The 15,890-nt window shown below is 67.9% G+C and carries 17 protein-coding genes; all 17 read right to left on the reverse strand.

The features are described 5' to 3' along the window. Positions 1-2: 2 nt before the first annotated feature. Entirely contained in the window at positions 3-665 is a 663-nt protein-coding gene (infC, locus tag HMPREF3174_RS08455; RefSeq protein ID WP_201783164.1) for a translation initiation factor IF-3, read from the reverse strand. A gap of 193 nt (positions 666-858) precedes the next feature. Next, positions 859-1,584 (reverse strand): SseB family protein, encoded by a 726-nt coding sequence (locus tag HMPREF3174_RS08460; RefSeq protein WP_062613820.1) that lies wholly within the window; start codon positions 1,582-1,584, stop codon positions 859-861. Next, positions 1,585-2,316 (reverse strand): bifunctional 1-(5-phosphoribosyl)-5-((5-phosphoribosylamino)methylideneamino)imidazole-4-carboxamide isomerase/phosphoribosylanthranilate isomerase PriA, encoded by a 732-nt coding sequence (gene priA / locus HMPREF3174_RS08465; protein ID WP_062613819.1) that lies wholly within the window; start codon positions 2,314-2,316, stop codon positions 1,585-1,587. Beyond that, positions 2,309-2,941, reverse strand: a complete 633-nt coding sequence (hisH, locus tag HMPREF3174_RS08470) for an imidazole glycerol phosphate synthase subunit HisH (RefSeq protein WP_062613818.1) — start codon at positions 2,939-2,941, stop codon at positions 2,309-2,311. The genes priA and hisH overlap by 8 nt, the downstream gene beginning before the upstream one ends. Beyond that, entirely contained in the window at positions 2,938-3,492 is a 555-nt protein-coding gene (locus HMPREF3174_RS08475) for a hypothetical protein (protein ID WP_062613817.1), read from the reverse strand. The genes hisH and HMPREF3174_RS08475 overlap by 4 nt, the downstream gene beginning before the upstream one ends. Beyond that, positions 3,489-4,088, reverse strand: coding sequence for an imidazoleglycerol-phosphate dehydratase HisB (hisB, locus tag HMPREF3174_RS08480; protein WP_062613816.1), 600 nt, complete (start codon positions 4,086-4,088; stop codon positions 3,489-3,491). Before hisB ends, HMPREF3174_RS08475 begins: the two co-directional genes overlap by 4 nt. Next, positions 4,085-5,182: a histidinol-phosphate transaminase gene (locus HMPREF3174_RS08485; RefSeq protein WP_062613815.1), complete on the reverse strand. Its 1,098-nt coding sequence runs from the start codon at positions 5,180-5,182 to the stop codon at positions 4,085-4,087. The genes hisB and HMPREF3174_RS08485 overlap by 4 nt, the downstream gene beginning before the upstream one ends. Beyond that, positions 5,179-6,504, reverse strand: coding sequence for a histidinol dehydrogenase (hisD, locus tag HMPREF3174_RS08490; protein ID WP_062613858.1), 1,326 nt, complete (start codon positions 6,502-6,504; stop codon positions 5,179-5,181). Before hisD ends, HMPREF3174_RS08485 begins: the two co-directional genes overlap by 4 nt. 72 nt (positions 6,505-6,576) lie before the next feature. Then, positions 6,577-7,296, reverse strand: coding sequence for a polyprenyl diphosphate synthase (gene uppS, locus HMPREF3174_RS08495; RefSeq protein ID WP_082661195.1), 720 nt, complete (start codon positions 7,294-7,296; stop codon positions 6,577-6,579). After that, a complete protein-coding gene (recO, locus tag HMPREF3174_RS08500) occupies positions 7,289-8,029 on the reverse strand; it encodes a DNA repair protein RecO (RefSeq protein ID WP_062613813.1) in 741 nt (246 codons plus the stop codon). The genes uppS and recO overlap by 8 nt, the downstream gene beginning before the upstream one ends. Before the next feature lie 31 nt (positions 8,030-8,060). Next, complete coding sequence (gene leuA, locus HMPREF3174_RS08505; protein ID WP_062613812.1) at positions 8,061-9,830, reverse strand: 2-isopropylmalate synthase; 1,770 nt, start codon at positions 9,828-9,830, stop codon at positions 8,061-8,063. A 158-nt stretch (positions 9,831-9,988) separates the two neighbouring features. Then, entirely contained in the window at positions 9,989-10,708 is a 720-nt protein-coding gene (locus HMPREF3174_RS08510; RefSeq protein WP_062613811.1) for a PP2C family protein-serine/threonine phosphatase, read from the reverse strand. 74 nt (positions 10,709-10,782) lie between these two features. Next, complete coding sequence (locus HMPREF3174_RS08515) at positions 10,783-12,273, reverse strand: alpha/beta hydrolase family protein (protein WP_143602094.1); 1,491 nt, start codon at positions 12,271-12,273, stop codon at positions 10,783-10,785. Beyond that, a complete protein-coding gene (gene era / locus HMPREF3174_RS08520) occupies positions 12,270-13,181 on the reverse strand; it encodes a GTPase Era (RefSeq protein WP_236698681.1) in 912 nt (303 codons plus the stop codon). The genes HMPREF3174_RS08515 and era overlap by 4 nt, the downstream gene beginning before the upstream one ends. Further along, positions 13,168-14,421 (reverse strand): hemolysin family protein, encoded by a 1,254-nt coding sequence (locus HMPREF3174_RS08525; RefSeq protein ID WP_070448375.1) that lies wholly within the window; start codon positions 14,419-14,421, stop codon positions 13,168-13,170. Before HMPREF3174_RS08525 ends, era begins: the two co-directional genes overlap by 14 nt. Continuing rightward, complete coding sequence (gene ybeY, locus HMPREF3174_RS08530) at positions 14,414-14,926, reverse strand: rRNA maturation RNase YbeY (protein WP_062613808.1); 513 nt, start codon at positions 14,924-14,926, stop codon at positions 14,414-14,416. Before ybeY ends, HMPREF3174_RS08525 begins: the two co-directional genes overlap by 8 nt. 5 nt (positions 14,927-14,931) lie before the next feature. After that, entirely contained in the window at positions 14,932-15,885 is a 954-nt protein-coding gene (locus HMPREF3174_RS08535) for a PhoH family protein (RefSeq protein ID WP_082661194.1), read from the reverse strand. Positions 15,886-15,890: the final 5 nt, after the last annotated feature.

Raw genomic sequence — 15,890 nt, forward strand, 5'->3', positions numbered from 1 at the left:
GACTAGTTCGCTGCCGTCTCAGCCTGCTCATCGGAGGCGGCATCCTGCCGGGCGCGGCGCGAATCGGCGCGGTGAGCTGCGCGCTCTGCCTCACGCCTGCGGCGCTGGTCGGACTTGGCCTGCGACTTGCGACGAATAGGAGCAAGCACCATCACCATGTTGCGACCATCGACGCGAGGGGCAGACTCCACGGTGGAGTTTTCCTCAGTGTCGTTCGCAATACGCTCCATGAGGCGCACACCCATCTCCGGACGCAGCTGCTCGCGGCCCTTGAAGCGAAGCTGGATCTTGACCTTGTCTCCCCCATCAAGGAATTTCTTGATGGCCGAGACCTTCGTGTCGTAATCGTGCTTGTCAATCTTCAGGCTCAGGCGAATCTCCTTGAGTTGGGTATTGGCCTGATTGCGGCGAGCTTCGCGCTTCTTCTGCGCGGCTTCGTACTTGAACTTGCCGTAGTCCATCAGCTTGGCCACTGGCGGATTGGCGTTGGGTGCCACCTCAACAAGATCGAGATTAGCTTCCTGGGCGAGGCGCAGGGCATCCTTAACGCGAACGACGCCGACCTGTTCACCGCCCGGCCCGACTAGACGTACCTCGGAAACGGTAATTCGATCGTTGATTCTTGGCTCGTTGATAACGGTTCCTCTTCTTACTTCGACGTGCAATGCGCACGGAGTATCCCGAGGAAAAGGGGCATACGCCCACCTTCACCAAAAACCCGGCCCCCTGTGGGAACTCGAGGTGGGATTTCTCCGCTTGCATCCCGGCATTCGCCGGTGGTGGTCGCCTAGTAGTGTATCAGGGGCCGCCACGCTCCGCTATATCCGCTCACGCTACGCGCCCCGTGAGCTTGCCCACCTAAGCTCCCGCAAAGAACGGCCGGATCTCCACCACGTCCAGGCGCGACTTGACGTACGGGTCGCTTCCCATCGCCGCGGCCACGGTGTGGGCGATGTTGACGACCTTATCCCGGTCCACGGGCGGGATAAGGTAGAGCACGACGACGGCCGAGCCGTTCTGCCCCGGCTGGACCCCGATCTTCTCCAGGCCCGGCAGATAGCCGTCAATCCCAAGCGTGATCCTGCGGGGGATCTCCGGGTCGTCCCAGGGCGCCACCCACGGGGTATTGCTGGCGAGCGCGGCGGTGGCGCTGCGCCCCAGCCAGGTCTGGTCCTTGCCCGGGTCGAGCACAAGCACGCCGTCGGCTCGTTCCAGAGCCGCCGAGGCGACCTTCGCCACTTCAACCGGCACGGGACGGGCCTCATCGTTCCACGCACGCAAGGCTGAGGCCGAGGAGAAGATCGGCAGGGCCTGCCGCCCACCCGGAAACTCCACGCGCACCAGGTCGTCGTCCGGGCACTCGAGCGGATCGGTGGGGGCCGGCGCGTGGGCGGCGATCCCGGCGCCGTCGCGGCCCGGGTGCGCGTGCGGGAGGACGGGCACGATCACCCGGCCGAGCGCGGCCACAATCGCCGCTACGCGGGCGTGCTCGGGTTCGGCGTAGGCCGCGGCGAGCTCGGGGGTGATGGAGCCGTCGTCGTCGGCAAAGGGGTTGGGCGAAAGGATGCGGCGTAGGTCGGCCATCTACCGCTCGCCCGCAATCTCCAGCGCCTGCGGCAGGGTGAACGCCCCGGCGTAGAGCGCCTTGCCCACGATCGCGCCCTCCACGCCGAGCTCCACCAGCTCGCGCAACGCCGCGATGTCATCCAGGTTCGACACGCCGCCGGAGGCGACCACCGGGCGATCCGTGGCCTCACACACCTTGCGCAGCAGCTCGAGGTTCGGGCCCTCGAGCATCCCGTCGCGCGTGACGTCGGTGACGACGTAGCGGGCGCACCCGTCGTCGTTGAGGCGGGCGAGCACCTCCCACAGGTTGCCCCCGTCGCGCGTCCAGCCGCGGGCCGAGAGCACGTCCCCGCGTACGTCCAACCCCACAGCCACGCGCTCACCGTACTCGGCGATCGCGCGCTTGGTCCACTCCGGGTCCTCCAGCGCGGCCGTGCCCAGGTTGACGCGGGTGGCGCCGGCCTCGATGGCACGGGCGAGCGAGGCGTCGTCGCGAATGCCGCCCGACAGCTCAATCTTCACGTCCTTCTGCTCACCCACGATCCGGGACAGCAGCTCGTGGTTGGAGCCGCGCCCGAAGGCCGCGTCGAGGTCCACCAGGTGGATCCACTCCGCGCCCTGATCGACGAAGAGGGCCACGGCGTCGGCCGGATCGCCGTACTCCTGCTCGGTGCCAGCCTTGCCCTGGTTGAGGCGCACGGCCTTGCCGTTGACGACGTCGACGGCGGGGAGAAGTTCGAGTTTAGACATGGCTACCTTTCATATCGAGCCAGTTGCGCAGGAGGCGCAACCCGGCGTCGGCGGACTTTTCGGGATGGAACTGGGTGGCGGTCAGCGGGCCGTTCTCGACCGCGGCGACGAAGCGCGCGCCGTGCTCGGCGAAGGTGACCAGCGGCGGGGCGAAGTGCCCGCCGGCCAGCTCGGCCGCCGGGTCGGACATGACGGCGTAGGAGTGGACGAAGTAAAAGCGCTCGTTCTCAATCCCGTCAAACAGTGCCGAACCCTCGGGCACCTCCACCTTGGACCAGCCCATGTGCGGCACGATCGGAGCCGGTAGCAAGTCCACGCTCCCCGGCCACTGGGCGAGACCGCGCGCTCCCCCGTGCTCGGCGGAGTGATCGAACATGATCTGAAGGCCCACGCAGATGCCGAGCACGGGCCGCCCACCGGCGAGCCTGCGCTCGATGATCCGGTCAGCTCCCGCCGCGCGAACCTTATCCATGACGGCGGCCATCGCGCCCACGCCCGGCACCACCAGGCCGTCGGCGTCCTCAAGGATGGCCGGCTCGGTGGTGAGCTCCACGCGCGCGCCCACCTTCTCCAGGGCGCGCACCACCGAGCGCACGTTGCCGCCCGTGTCGAGGACCGCGATCATCGCACGCCCTCGCCGTCGGAGTCGTCGGCGGCATCGATCTTAGGCGCCCCACCGAGGATGCGCTCGACGTCGGCCAGGCTCAGGTCCATCGAGGAGATGCCCTCACCCGCCGCGCCGTTGATGACCAGGCTCTCCACCTTCGGGTCGAGCGTGTTGAGCAAGATTCCGGCCTGGACCTCCTCACCGCGTAGGCCGCCCAGGTAGCGCACGCCGGTTACCATGCCGGACAGACCGGCCTCGGAGCCGACGTCGTCGCCCAGCTCGGCCGTCAGCAGCACCACGCCGAACTCGGATAGCGCCGAGAGCGGGCCGGCGAGGTTATCCGGGTCGTCAGCGACGTTGGCGGGCTCGCCCTGCGCGGGCTCGGGCTCCCCGCCGAGGAGCTCGGCGATGTCCCAGTCGGTGAAGGCGGGCACGGCCACGTCATGTACCACGCACACGCCTGAGTTCGTGGCGATCACCCGGGCATCCAGCCCGCGCAGGCGCAGGATGCCGGCCACGATGTCGGGCTGGCCGAAGGGGGTGAGGACGACGAATCGGCGCGAGCTCACAGGGCCCCCTTGGTGGAGGGCACGCCGCTCACGCGCGGATCGGGCTCCACGGCGGCGCGCAGCGCCCGGGCCAGCGCCTTGAACTGGGCCTCGACGATGTGGTGCGGGTCGCGCCCGTAGAGCAGCTCCACGTGCAGGCAGATGCCGGCGTTCATCGCGAAGGACTCGAACACGTGGCGCGTCATCGCGCCCGTGAAGTGCCCTCCAATGAGGTGGTACTCCTGGCCCGCGGGCTCGCCACGGTGCACGACGTACGGCCGGCCCGACACGTCCACCACGGCCCGAGCGAGCGACTCGTCAAGCGGCACCACGGCGTCGCCGAAACGGCCGATCCCGCTCTTATCCCCCAGCGCCTGGCGCAGCGCCTGGCCGAGACAGATCGCGGTGTCCTCCACGGTGTGGTGCACGTCGACCTCCACGTCCCCGCGCGCCTCGACGTCGATGTCGATGAGCGAGTGCTTGGACAGGGCGGTGAGCATGTGGTCGTAGAACGGGACGCCCGTGTCGATGTGGGACGTGCCCGTCCCGTCCAGGTCAATTTTCACCCGGATCGAGGATTCGGACGTGGTACGCTCCACCATTCCTTGGCGAGTCATCGTGCCTCCTTCAGTGCCTCAACAAAAGCAGCGTTCTCCTTCGGCTGCCCCACCGTCACGCGAAGCCAGCCGGCCGGTCCGACCTCGCGGATCAAGACGCCCCGGTCCACAAGGCGCTGCCACACGGCGTGCCGGTCTTCAAAGGTACCAAACATGACGAAGTTTGCATCCGAGTCCGCCACCTGCAAACCCATCTGGCGAAGCTCGGCGGCCAGCGCGTCGCGGTCGGCGCGGATCTGGCCCACCTGCTCCATGAGCAAGGCGCGGTGGGCGAGCGCGGCGCGGGCGGCAGCCTGGCTCACAGCTGACAGGTGGTAGGGCAGGCGCACGATCCGCACCATGTCCACGATCTCGCGGCTGGCGGCCATGTATCCGAGGCGCAGGCCGGCCGCCCCGAAAGCCTTCGACATCGTGCGCGTCACCACCAGGTTCGGGTAGCGCCCCAGCAGCTCGAGGGCGCTCGGCACGCCGTCGCGCCGAAATTCCCCGTAGGCTTCATCCACGACGACGACGCTCGCCGCGCCCTCCGGCCCCGATTGCGCGCTCGCCTCGAGGATGGCACGGAGGTCGGCAGGGTCGAGCGCGGTGCCCGTAGGGTTGTTGGGCGAGGCCAGCAACACGACGGCCGGGCGGTAGACCTGCAGTTGCGCGGGCACGGCGGCCACGTCGATCGCGAAGTCCGCTCCCCGCTCCACAGCAACGAAGCGGCCGTAGACGTTACGGGTGTACTCGGGGTACATGGAATACGACGGGGTGAAGGTCAGCACCGTGCGGCTCGGGCCGGCAAACGCGGTGAGCAACTGAGCCATAACCTCGTTCGAGCCGTTCGCCGCCCACACCTGTTCCGGCGCGAGCCTCACGCCCGATTCGGCAGCCAAGTAGCCGGCGAGATCGGCTCGCAGGGCGAAGGCCTCGCGGTCCGGGTAGCGGTTGAGAGACGCGGTGGCCTCGGCCACGCGCACGGCGATCTCCGCCACCACCTCGGGCGCCGGCGGGTAAGGGTTTTCGTTCGTGTTGAGCACCACCGGCAACTCCATCTGGGGAGCGCCGTAGGGCACCTCGCCCACGAACTCGGGGCGCAGCGGCAGCTTCATGAGAGCCTCACCTTCAGAGCGTCGGCGTGGGCGGGCAGGTCCTCGTCCAGCGCGAGCGCCGTGAGCGGCCCGGCCATGGAGGCCATCGCATCCCGCTCGTACTCGATCTCCTGGACGGGCTTGATGTAGGCGAACACGTTGAGCCCCGCCGCGAAGCGGGCGGTGCCGCCCGTGGGCAGCACGTGGTTGGAGCCGGCCATGTAGTCCCCAAGCGGCACCGGCGAGTACGGGCCCACGAAGATCGCCCCGGCGTTGCGGATGCGGCCGGCCACCTCCCGGGCGTTCGCCGTCTGGATCTCGAGGTGCTCGGCCCCGTAGGCGTCGGCCACCCGCACGGCGGCCGCCATGTCATCCACCAACACGATCCCGGACTGGGGGCCGCGCAGCGCGGTGTCCACCCGCTCGGCGTGCTTCGTCGCAGCCGCCTGGGCCGCGAGCTCGGCCTCGCAGGCGTCGGCGAAGTCCTCGGAGTCCGTGATGAGCACGGAGGCGGCGGCCGGGTCGTGCTCGGCCTGGGACAGGAGGTCTGCGGCCACGTAGCGCGGGTTGGCACCGGCGTCAGCAATGATCGCGATCTCGGTGGTGCCGGCCTCGGCGTCGATGCCCACCACCCCATGGACGGCACGCTTGGCGGCGGCCACGAAGATGTTGCCAGGCCCCGTCACAACGTCGACCGCCTCGCACAGCACCGGCCCGTCGGCCTCCTCGGATCCGGCGGCGCCGTAGGCGAACATGGCGATCGCCTGGGCCCCGCCCACGGCGTAGACCTCGGTGATGCCGAGCAGCTTGCACGCAGCGAGGATCGTAGGGTGGGGCAGGCCACCGTACTCCTTCTGCGGCGGCGAGGCCAGCGCGATCTGCGACACGCCCGCCACTTGCGCGGCCACCGCGTTGTGGATGACGGAGGAGGGGTAGACAGCCAGCCCGCCGGGCACGTACAGGCCCACGCGCTCCACCGGGATCCAGCGCTGGCGGACCACGCCACCCGGCACAATCACCGTCTGCGCCGGGGTGGGTAGCTGAGCGCGGTGGCCGGCCCGGTTATGCTCGATCGACAGCTCGAGAGCGTGGCGCAGTTCGGGCATGAGCCGGGCTTCGGCGTCGTCGATCGTCTCCTGCGGCACGCGCAGGCTCTCGGGGCGCACGCCGTCGAAACGCTCGGCCAGGTCGCGTAACGCGGCCGCGCCCTCGCGCCTCACCCGTTCGATGATCGGGCGCACGGCCTCAAGCGCGGCGTCGATGTCCACGCTCGCCCGCGGAAGGCTCGCGGCCAGCTCCGCCCGCGTGAGGTTGCGCCCACGAAAATCAAGTCGTTGTAGCATGCGGCCAGTGTACGCCGTGAGCACCGCAAACGCCTGGCCCGCCCACCTATCGGGAGCCCGGCCCCGGGGGCGTCACTCCCCCGCCACCGCGTCGACCGCGCCGCCGAAACGCCGCTCGCGCCCGGCGAATCGATCGAGGCAGGCGCGCAACGAATGCTGGTCAAAGTCCGGCCACGGCTCGTCCACGAACATCATCTCCGCGTACGGGGACTCCCAGAGGAGGAAGTTCGACGTGCGTTGCTCACCGCCGGTGCGAATGAAGAGGTCAACGTCGGGAAGGTCGGGCTGGTACATGTAGCGCCCGAGCAGCTCCGGGGTGACCTGGTGGGGCTCGACCACCCCGCGCCGCACGTCGTAGGCCAGCTCCATCGCGGCGTCCGCGATCTCGTTGCGCCCGCCGTAGTTACAGCAGAAGTTGAGGATCATCGTGTCGCAGTCGGCCGTGTAGCGCTCGGCCGCCTGAAGTTCGTTGATGACCGAGCGCCACAGCCGTGGCTGGCGCCCCGACCACACCACCTTCACGCCCCACGAGCGCAACTCCTCGCGGCGGCGGCGAATGACGTCGCGCGAATAGTTCATGAGGAAGGCGATCTCGCGAGGGGAGCGCCGCCAATTCTCCGTGGAAAAGGCGTAGACGGACAGCACCTCGACCCCGGCCTCAATCGCGCCGGAGATCACGTCCATGAGCGCGTCCTCGCCCGCCCGGTGGCCCTCCGTGCGCGGCAGACCCCGGGCGTTCGCCCATCGCCCGTTGCCGTCCATGACAATCGCCACGTGCCTCGCCTCAGCCATGGCCTCCCCCTTCCGCGCCCACCAGCGCAAGCGACTTCATCTTCGATTCCAGCTGCCACTGCACGAACGCGCCGATGAGGGCTGCCGCTTGACGACGCGCGGCGCTCCCCGAGGCGTCCGCGATCGACCAGTCCCCCACGCTCAGCGCACCGATGAGCTGCCAGGCCTCCACCGACGGGATCGTGGCGCCCGGCGGCCGGCAGTCGTCGCACACCGCCCCGCCGCTGTGGACGTGGAAGGCCTCGTGCGGGCCGGGCGCGCCGCACTTGGCGCACTCGAAGACCGCCAGCTCCCAGCCCGACAGCGACATCGCGCGCAGCATGTAGGAGTGCAGCACGAGCGTCGGCGCGTGGGCGCCGGTCGCTAGCGCGTGGAGCGCCCCGTGGAGGAGGGAGAACTGTGCGGGTTCGGGGTGGTCGTCGGTCAGGCGGTCGGCAAGTTCAAGCATGGCGGAGGCACACGTGTACGCGTCGTATTCTGCGACGAGGGTGCGCCCGTACTGGTTGCGGGATTCGACCTGGGTGATCGTATCGAGGGTGCGGCCGCGGTAGAGCTGGACGTCGATCATGGAGAAGGGCTCCACGCGCGCCCCGAAGCGGGACTTGGTACGCCGCACGCCCTTGGCCACCGCCCGGATCTTGCCGTTGTGGCGGGAGAGCATCGTGATGATGCGATCGGCTTCGCCCAGGTCATGGCAGCGAAGCACGATCGCATCGTCACGGTAGGTCTTCATGCGCCCCATTATAGGGGCCCGGGCCGCCGCTCTAGCGCAGGGCGCGGTTGACGGCAGACACGATGGCCTTGAAGGCGGCGGTGACGGTGGACGGGTCGAGGCCCACGCCCCACATCACCTGGCCGCCGATCTCGCACTCGACGTACGAGGCGGCCGTGGCGTCCCCGCCCGACGACAGGGCGTGCTCGGCGTAGTCAAGCACCCCGACGTCGATGCCGAGCTTGGCGAGCGCGGCCGTGAAGGCGTCGATCGGGCCGTTACCGGTGGCAGCCACCGTGGACTCGCTCACCTCATCGCCGTCGCGTTCGGACAGCGTGACGGTGAGGACGGTCTGGTGGCCCTCGTCCGCCGTCGTGACCGTAGTGCCGCGCAGGGAGTAGCGGCCCCAGGGGCGCAGGCCCTCGGCCGCGGTGTAGGGCAGGTACTCGTCCACGAAGATCTTCCACAGCTCGTCGGCCGTGACCTCCCCGCCGATCACGTCCGTGCGGTGCTGGACAAGGTTGGACACCTCCACCTGGAGGCGGCGCGGCAGGTCCAGGTCTCGCGTAGAGGACAGGAGGTAAGCCACCCCGCCCTTGCCGGACTGGGAGTTGACGCGGACCACGGCCTCGTAGGACCGGCCCACGTCCTTCGGATCTATCGGCAGGTAGGGCATCTCCCACAGCACCGCGTTCTCGTCCCCGCCGGCGGCGATAACCTTGCGGGCGCGGGAGGCGAAGCCCTTCTTGATGGCATCCTGGTGGGAGCCGGAGAAGCTGGTGTAAACGAGGTCGCCGCCGTAAGGGGTGCGGGGCGGGACCTCCATCTGGGTGCAGTGTTCAACAGTGCGGCGGATCTCGTCCAGGTTCGACAGGTCGAGCTGGGGGTCGATCCCGTTGGAGAAGAGGTTGAGGGCCACGGTCACCAGGTCCACGTTGCCGGTGCGCTCGCCCTGGCCGAACAGGCATCCCTCCACCCTGTCGACGCCGGCGAGCAGGGCCAACTCGGTGGTGGCCACCCCCGTGCCGCGGTCGTTGTGATTGTGGGCCGACAGGGCGATGTGCTCGCGCCGGGAGAGGTTGCGACTCATCCACTCGATCTGATCGGCGTACACGTTCGGGGTGGAGCGCTCCACGGTGGTAGGCAGGTTGAGGATGATCTCCCGGTCCGGGCCGGGCTGCCACACGTCCATGACCGCCTCGCACACCTCGAGCGCGAAGTCGAGCTCGGTGTCCACGAAGATCTCTGGCGAATACTCCAAGCCCACAATCGTGTGGTCGTCGAAGCTCTTTTCCATGTAGGACACGAGGTCCTGAGAGCCGGCGACGGCGAGCTGCTTGATCTGCTCGCGGTTCATGTTGAACACGACATCGCGGAACACCGGGGCGGTGGCGTTGTAGAGGTGCACGGTAGCGCGCGGCAGGCCCTGCAGGGCGTCCACCGTGCGGTGGATAATCTCCGGCCGGCTCTGGGTTAGCACTGAGATCGTCACGTCCTCGGGCACCGCGTCATCCTCCACGAGCGAGCGCACGAAATCGAAGTCCGCCTTCGACGCCGCCGGGAAGCCCACCTCGATCTCTTTCAGCCCGATCGCCACCAGCAGGTCAAACATCTTGCGCTTCTTCGCCGGGTCCATCGGGTCGATAAGCGCCTGGTTGCCGTCGCGAAGGTCGGTGGACAGCCAACGCGGGGCCTTCGTGATTCGGTTGTTCGGCCACGTGCGATCCGGAAGGCTCACCGGGTTGGAGTCAAGGAAATGACGGTACTTCGCGATCGGCATCGGGGTGGGTTGCTGCTGCGTTCCAAAGCCTGCTGTTTTCATGGTCTCTCCCAAAGTTGTGTAAACGGTTAGCCAACACGAAAACCCGCGGAGAGGTGTCAGCCAGTGACCTCGCCGCGGCACCTAAGCAGGAGCGTGAACATGGCACTACCCTACCGGCGCCCTACCCGCGCGCAAGCGATATTCCACGTTGTGGGCGGCTAGGCCTCTCCGCGCACCTGCGCGAGCACGATGGTGACGTTGTCGTGCCCGCCCGCGGCCAGCGCCTCATCACGCAACAGGTGGACGGCCTCATCCATGTTGACCGCCTTGGCCAAGATCATCGCGATCTCATAGTCGGTTAGCTCATCGTGTAACCCGTCGGTGCAGCACAGCACGAAGTCGCCGTCGTGCAACGCCACGCGGCGAAACTCCACGTCCGGCGGCCCGTAGGTGCCCACAGCCCGGGTGATGATGTTCTTCTGGGGGTGCACGTGCGCCTCGTCGTCGGTGATCTGACCGGCGTCTACCATTTCCTGGACCATCGAATGGTCGTGCGTGAGACGTTCCAGGTCGCCGGCGCGGTATCGGTACACCCGCGAGTCGCCCACGTGGAACACGAGCGGCACCTCGCCCAGGTACACGCCCGCCACCGTGGTGCCGGCGGTGGGGCCAAGGTTAAGCAGCGAGGTCTGGGTGTCGAAAAACTCGCCCTCCACGTGCACCGTGATCGCCTCCGCAGCCCGGGCCAGCGCCTCCGAGATGACAGCCGCCGCCTCACTTTCGAGGTCTCCCTCCACCTCGGCCAGCATGTCCACGGCGTACTGCGCCGCGACGTCGCCCAGTGCGTGCCCGCCCATGCCGTCGGCCACCGCGAACAGCCGGGGGCGAGCCAGATAACGGTCCTCGTTGCGCGCACGGACGGCGCCGGTGTCGCTCACGCACACCATTCTTGCGGTCAATCTCCTGCTCACGCCTGCCCTCCTGCCCTCATCCTACGCCGAGCGCGGGCACTCTAGAAGAACGGCGAGGGGTAGATGCCCCAGTAGGCCAGGGCAAACAGGAGGAGGATCTGCCCGGTGAAGATCACGCGCAAGTCCGCCCCCGCCCGCCGGGTCTGCATCGGGTGGGCGTGCCACGTGGCAAGCGCGCGCACGAGGAAGTACACCGCGGCAAGGCCCAAGAGTTCCACCGTGAGGATCCCGCCCTGGACCACCCACCGGTTCGTCTCGTAGCTCAGCGCCAAGGTCGCGATCGCCACGAGGTAGGCGAGAAAGGCCACCCACGTGAGCGTCACCAGCACGGCGCTGATGAGGATCGGGCGTCCCACGCGCTGATAGTTCTGCCGCGCCCCGATCCCAAAGTGGCCCGACAGCAGGAGTAGCGATCCGATCACGGTGAGCATGAGGCCCGAGGCGAGGATCGCGAACATCGCGGTCCCCGAACCGAACCAGCGCGGGGTGTCAAGCGTCTGCGCCGTGAAGGCCTGGTGCGGCTGGGCACCCGCCACCTTCGGGCTGAGCCGGGCCGAAGACGGCAGGCCGTTGATGAAGTCCGCGATGTCCTGGAAGGGGCGGGCCTGCAGCTCGCCATCGATCCGCAGCCCGTGGTCGGCACCCTCGTAGTAACGCACCAACAGATCGTTGTTGCCCGCCTCCTGCAGGCTCTCCCCCACCTCGATCGGGCCCTGCACGATCGGCATCGACAGGTCGTGGGTGCCGTAGGCCATCATCACCGGCACCGTGATTTGCTTGTGGTAGGGGCGCGGGTCAAACGTGGCGTACTGGAAGTCGCCCGCTGCGATCGCGCCCGTAATGAGGCGCGGGATGCCCTGGTAGATGACCGGTGGTACGCCCACGTTGCGCAGGTAGGCGTCCGCGGCGAGCGCCCCCTGGTCGCGGATCGGCATGGCCGGGTCGGAGATGAGGATGAGGAAGGCCGCCTCGGCGTCGTCGGCAACCGCCACGGGCGCAACGAGCGCGCCCTCGGACTCTCCGTAGTAGCCCACGTCGCGAGCGTAGACCGAGTCCTGATCGCGCAGCCACTCGGCCACCGTCTCATACCCGCGGGCGAGTCCCAGGTAGTCGCGTTCGAAGGTGGTGTAGTGCTCGAGCAGCTTGTCCGGGACTGCCGTCACGATCCCGGCGGAGGCCAGCCACTGGGCGTGCTCCTCGAAGGCCTCGTGCGAGGATGTGCCCGTGCCGTGCAGGAACACGACGCCAGGGCTCTGTCCCTTCACCCCCACCGGCTCGCGCAGTGTCAACTCGATCGTGGTGCCGTCCTCCATGGCGACGTCGTGCACCGACGTCGCCACCTCGTACGTGTCAAGCGGCGCGGTACGCGAGGAGGAGACGATGGCCGTGTCCGCGGTTTCGGGCGCGATGAGGTTCGTCATCGGCTGCGGGTTCCAGTTCGGCCCCGCCCACGCACCCCACGTGCCAAGAACCAGAACGGCGAGCACCCACAGCAGGACGAGTGGGGGCTTGCGCGCACGTAAACTGATCAAAAGCCGAGCCGCCCCAAAAGCTTCGGGTCGCGCTGCCAATCCTTGGCCACCTTGACGAAAAGGTTCAGGTAGACCTGGCGGCCGAGCATCGCCTCAATCGACTCGCGCGAGGAGCGCCCCACCCGCTTCAGGCGCGCCCCGCCCCGGCCGATGATGATGCCCTTCTGAGACTCACGCTCTACGTACAGGCTCGCGTGGATCGCCAGCACGGGCTCCCCCTCGCGCCGCGGCCGCTCCTCCATCTCGTCGACGACGACCGCGATCGAGTGCGGCAGCTCCTCACGCACGCCCACCAGCGCGGCCTCGCGGATGAGCTCGGCGATGCGATCCTCCTCTGTTTCATCCGTCACAGAATCGCGCGGGTACAGGGGTGGGCTGAGCGGCATGCGCTCGAGCAGAAGGCTGGCCAGCAGGCCCACCTGCTCGCCGGCCACGGCAGACACGGGCACGATCTCAGCGAACTCGTGCATCTGGGAGATCTCGATGATGCGCTCGGCCAGCGCGTCCTTCGTCACTTTGTCCATCTTCGTGATGACGGCCAGGATCGGCGCGCCAGTCTTTTTCACCAGGTCAAGCAGGAAGCGGTCGCCCGGGCCGGTCGGCTCGTCGGCCGGCATGCACAGGGCCACGGCGTCCACATCGGATAGCGCCTCCCCCACCATGTCGTTGAGCCTCTCGCCCAGGAGCGTGCGGGGGCGGTGCAGCCCGGGGGTGTCCACCACGATGAGCTGGCCCGCCTCCAGCTGGACGATGCCCCGGATCACCCGGCGTGTGGTCTCGGGCTGATCGGCGGTGATGGCGATCTTCGTGCCCACCATCGCGTTCAGCAACGTCGACTTACCCGCGTTCGGGCGGCCGACCACCGAGACGAATCCGGCCCGGAAATCCTCAAACTCACTCATCTTCATCCTGCGCTCTTTTCACAATGACACTCACCAGCCGCTTGCGGCGACCCTCGAACCGGTCCGCCGCTAGCACCAAGCCGGCGATCGTCGCCTCCGATCCTGAGATGGGTATCTTACCCAAACCCTTCGCAAGAAGACCGCCGATCGACTCCACGTCGTCGTCGTCAACATCGATGCCAAAGAGCTCGGCCACCTCGTCGATCGGCATGCGGGCCGGGACGCGGAAGACGCCGTCGTCGATCTGCTCCACCTCGGGCAGAGCCCGGTCGTGTTCGTCGACCATCTCGCCCACCAGCTCCTCGAGCAGGTCCTCGATCGTGACGAGGCCGGCGATGCCGCCCCACTCGTCCACCGCGAAGGCGATGTGGTTCTGGGTGGCCTGCATGTGGGCCAGCAGGTCGTCGGCCAGCACGAACTCGGGCACGAACTGGGCCTCGCGCATGACGTCGCTCACCAGGAGGCCCTCGGTGTCGGTGCGGCGGTGGATGCGGCGCACCACGTCCTTAAGGTAGGCAACCCCCAGCAGGTCGTCGGAGGACTCGCCAATTACGGGCACGCGGGAAAAGCCCGAGCGGGTGAAGAGCGAGATGGCGTGGTCCAGATCCTCCGTCGCGTCGATCGAGATCATGTCGGTGCGCGGCACCATCACCTCGCGCACGATCGTATGCGACAGCTCGAAAACCGAGTGCAGCATCGAGCGCTCGTCGTCCTCCAGCACCTCGGACTCCGAAACGCGCTCCACCATCACCTGCAGCTCGTCCTCGTACCTCGTCTCCCGGTCCTCCTCCGCCGTCTCGCGCCGGGTGACGAACACCGAGCCGAGCCGGGCGAGCGGCCACAGCACGGCGTCGCCCACCCGCAGCGCCTGGACGGGGTATTTGGCGCCGAGGTGCGCGGGCAGGAGTAGGCCCGTGCCCATGAGCGCGAGCACGGCGACAACGAGCGTCACGATCCACACGAGCCAAGCGGCATGTACGAAATCCGTGATGAGGGTGAACACGCCCAGCCCGAGCAGCATGAGGAATACGTTGTGGACGGCCGTGACCGCCGCCAATGTGGCCGGGCGCCGCTCGTAGATCCGGGCCAGGTGCTCCCCCGCGTTGCCCTCCTCGATCGCCTGGCGCACGCGCGGGTGCGTGATTGTGTGCAGAGCCTGGAGCGTGATGTTGGTGAGGACCGTGCCGAGCAGGGCAACAATCGCCACCACACTGGCCAGGGTGAGCGAGACTTCGGGCTCAATCATCGTCGACCGTCGGAGCGATGTCGTCGATGTTCCCCGAGCCGTAATCGTGCGGCTTGCGCGCCAGGAAGGTGAGCAGCAGGCGGCGCTGGAGGTCGAACATCTCCTCCTTCTCCTCCGGCTCGGCGTGATCGTAGCCGAGCAGGTGCAAGATACCGTGGGTGACGAGGAGCAAGATCTCCTCCATCGTGGCATGCCCCGATTTCAGGGCCTGCCGCTTCGCCACCGCCGGGCACACCACAATGTCGCCCAGCATCCCGGGCTTGGGCTCGGTGCCGAGCGGGGCAGGGCGGATCTCGTCCATCGGGAAGGACAGCACGTCGGTGGGGCCGGGCAGGTCCATCCACTCCAGATGTAGCTGCTCCATCGCTGCCTCGTCTACGAAGATCACCGACAGGTCAGCGCGCGGGTGCACCCGCATCTGCTCGAGCACGTAGGAGGCCAGCTCGCTGACCTCCGTCACGCCCACCGCCGGTTCGAAACCCGATTCGTCGTTTACCTCAATCATTTTCCTCACTCGGCGTCATATCGTGCGTAGGCGTCGATGATGTCGGCCACCAGCCGGTGGCGCACCACGTCGGCCGATCCCAACTCAATGAACTTGATCTTGTCCACGTCGCGCAGGATCCGGCGCACGAGCGCCAAGCCCGAGGTCTTCTTCGACGGCAGGTCCACCTGGGTCAGGTCGCCCGTTACCACCATCTTCGAGTGGAAGCCGAGGCGCGTGAGGAACATCTTCATCTGCTCCGGCGTGGTGTTTTGCGCCTCGTCGAGGATGACGAACGCGTTCGACAGGGTGCGCCCGCGCATGTAGGCCAGCGGCGCCACCTCGATCGTGCCGGCCGCCAGCAGCTTGAGGATCGCGTCCGGGTCAATCATGTCGTACAGCGCATCATAGAGCGGGCGCATGTACGGATCGACCTTGTCGTTCAGCGAGCCGGGCAGGAAGCCCAGCGACTCGCCGGCCTCCACCACCGGGCGGGTGAGGATGATGCGCGAGACCTCCTTGCGTTGGAGGGCCACCACGGCCTTCGCCATCGCCAGGTAGGTCTTGCCCGTTCCGGCCGGGCCAATACCGAACGTGATCGTGGCCTCGTCGATCGCGTCCACGTAGGCCTTCTGCCCGAGGGTCTTGGGCCGGATCGTCTTGCCCCGGTTGGTGAGGATGTCGGTGCTCAGCAGGTCAGTGGGCTTGGCCAGCCCCGATCGCATGATAGCGAGCGCGCGTTCCACCGCGTCCACGGTCATGTGTTCGCCGGTGGCGGCCACGGAGATGAGTTCGCTCATGAGCTCGGCCGCGAGCTCGACGTCGGCCTGCTCGCCGTTGATCGTGATGCCCTGCCCGAGGACGTGGAGGGTGGCCGGTGCCAGCCCCTTTTCGAGTGCGCGCAACACCTCGTCCCTGTGGCCGAGGATGTTGATCATCGGCACGCGGTCGGGGACGGTGACAGTTTTGGTAACTTCCATCGTTT

It is taken from the genome of Trueperella sp. HMSC08H06, from assembly GCF_001808465.1.
Lineage (GTDB): Bacteria > Actinomycetota > Actinomycetes > Actinomycetales > Actinomycetaceae > Trueperella > Trueperella bernardiae.

Bases quoted from the DNA above. Each gene is read 5' to 3' on its own strand.
- HMPREF3174_RS08460 (WP_062613820.1), bottom strand. From the start codon at position 1,584: ATGGCCGACCTACGCCGCATCCTTTCGCCCAACCCCTTTGCCGACGAC.
- priA (WP_062613819.1), bottom strand. From the start codon at position 2,316: ATGTCTAAACTCGAACTTCTCCCCGCCGTCGACGTCGTCAACGGCAAG.
- hisH (WP_062613818.1), bottom strand. From the start codon at position 2,941: ATGATCGCGGTCCTCGACACGGGCGGCAACGTGCGCTCGGTGGTGCGC.
- hisB (WP_062613816.1), bottom strand. From the start codon at position 4,088: ATGACTCGCCAAGGAATGGTGGAGCGTACCACGTCCGAATCCTCGATC.
- HMPREF3174_RS08485 (WP_062613815.1), bottom strand. From the start codon at position 5,182: ATGAAGCTGCCGCTGCGCCCCGAGTTCGTGGGCGAGGTGCCCTACGGC.
- hisD (WP_062613858.1), bottom strand. From the start codon at position 6,504: ATGCTACAACGACTTGATTTTCGTGGGCGCAACCTCACGCGGGCGGAG.
- uppS (WP_082661195.1), bottom strand. From the start codon at position 7,296: ATGGCTGAGGCGAGGCACGTGGCGATTGTCATGGACGGCAACGGGCGA.
- recO (WP_062613813.1), bottom strand. From the start codon at position 8,029: ATGAAGACCTACCGTGACGATGCGATCGTGCTTCGCTGCCATGACCTG.
- leuA (WP_062613812.1), bottom strand. From the start codon at position 9,830: ATGAAAACAGCAGGCTTTGGAACGCAGCAGCAACCCACCCCGATGCCG.
- era (WP_236698681.1), bottom strand. From the start codon at position 13,181: ATGAAGATGAGTGAGTTTGAGGATTTCCGGGCCGGATTCGTCTCGGTG.
- HMPREF3174_RS08525 (WP_070448375.1), bottom strand. From the start codon at position 14,421: ATGATTGAGCCCGAAGTCTCGCTCACCCTGGCCAGTGTGGTGGCGATT.
- ybeY (WP_062613808.1), bottom strand. From the start codon at position 14,926: ATGATTGAGGTAAACGACGAATCGGGTTTCGAACCGGCGGTGGGCGTG.
- HMPREF3174_RS08535 (WP_082661194.1), bottom strand. From the start codon at position 15,885: ATGGAAGTTACCAAAACTGTCACCGTCCCCGACCGCGTGCCGATGATC.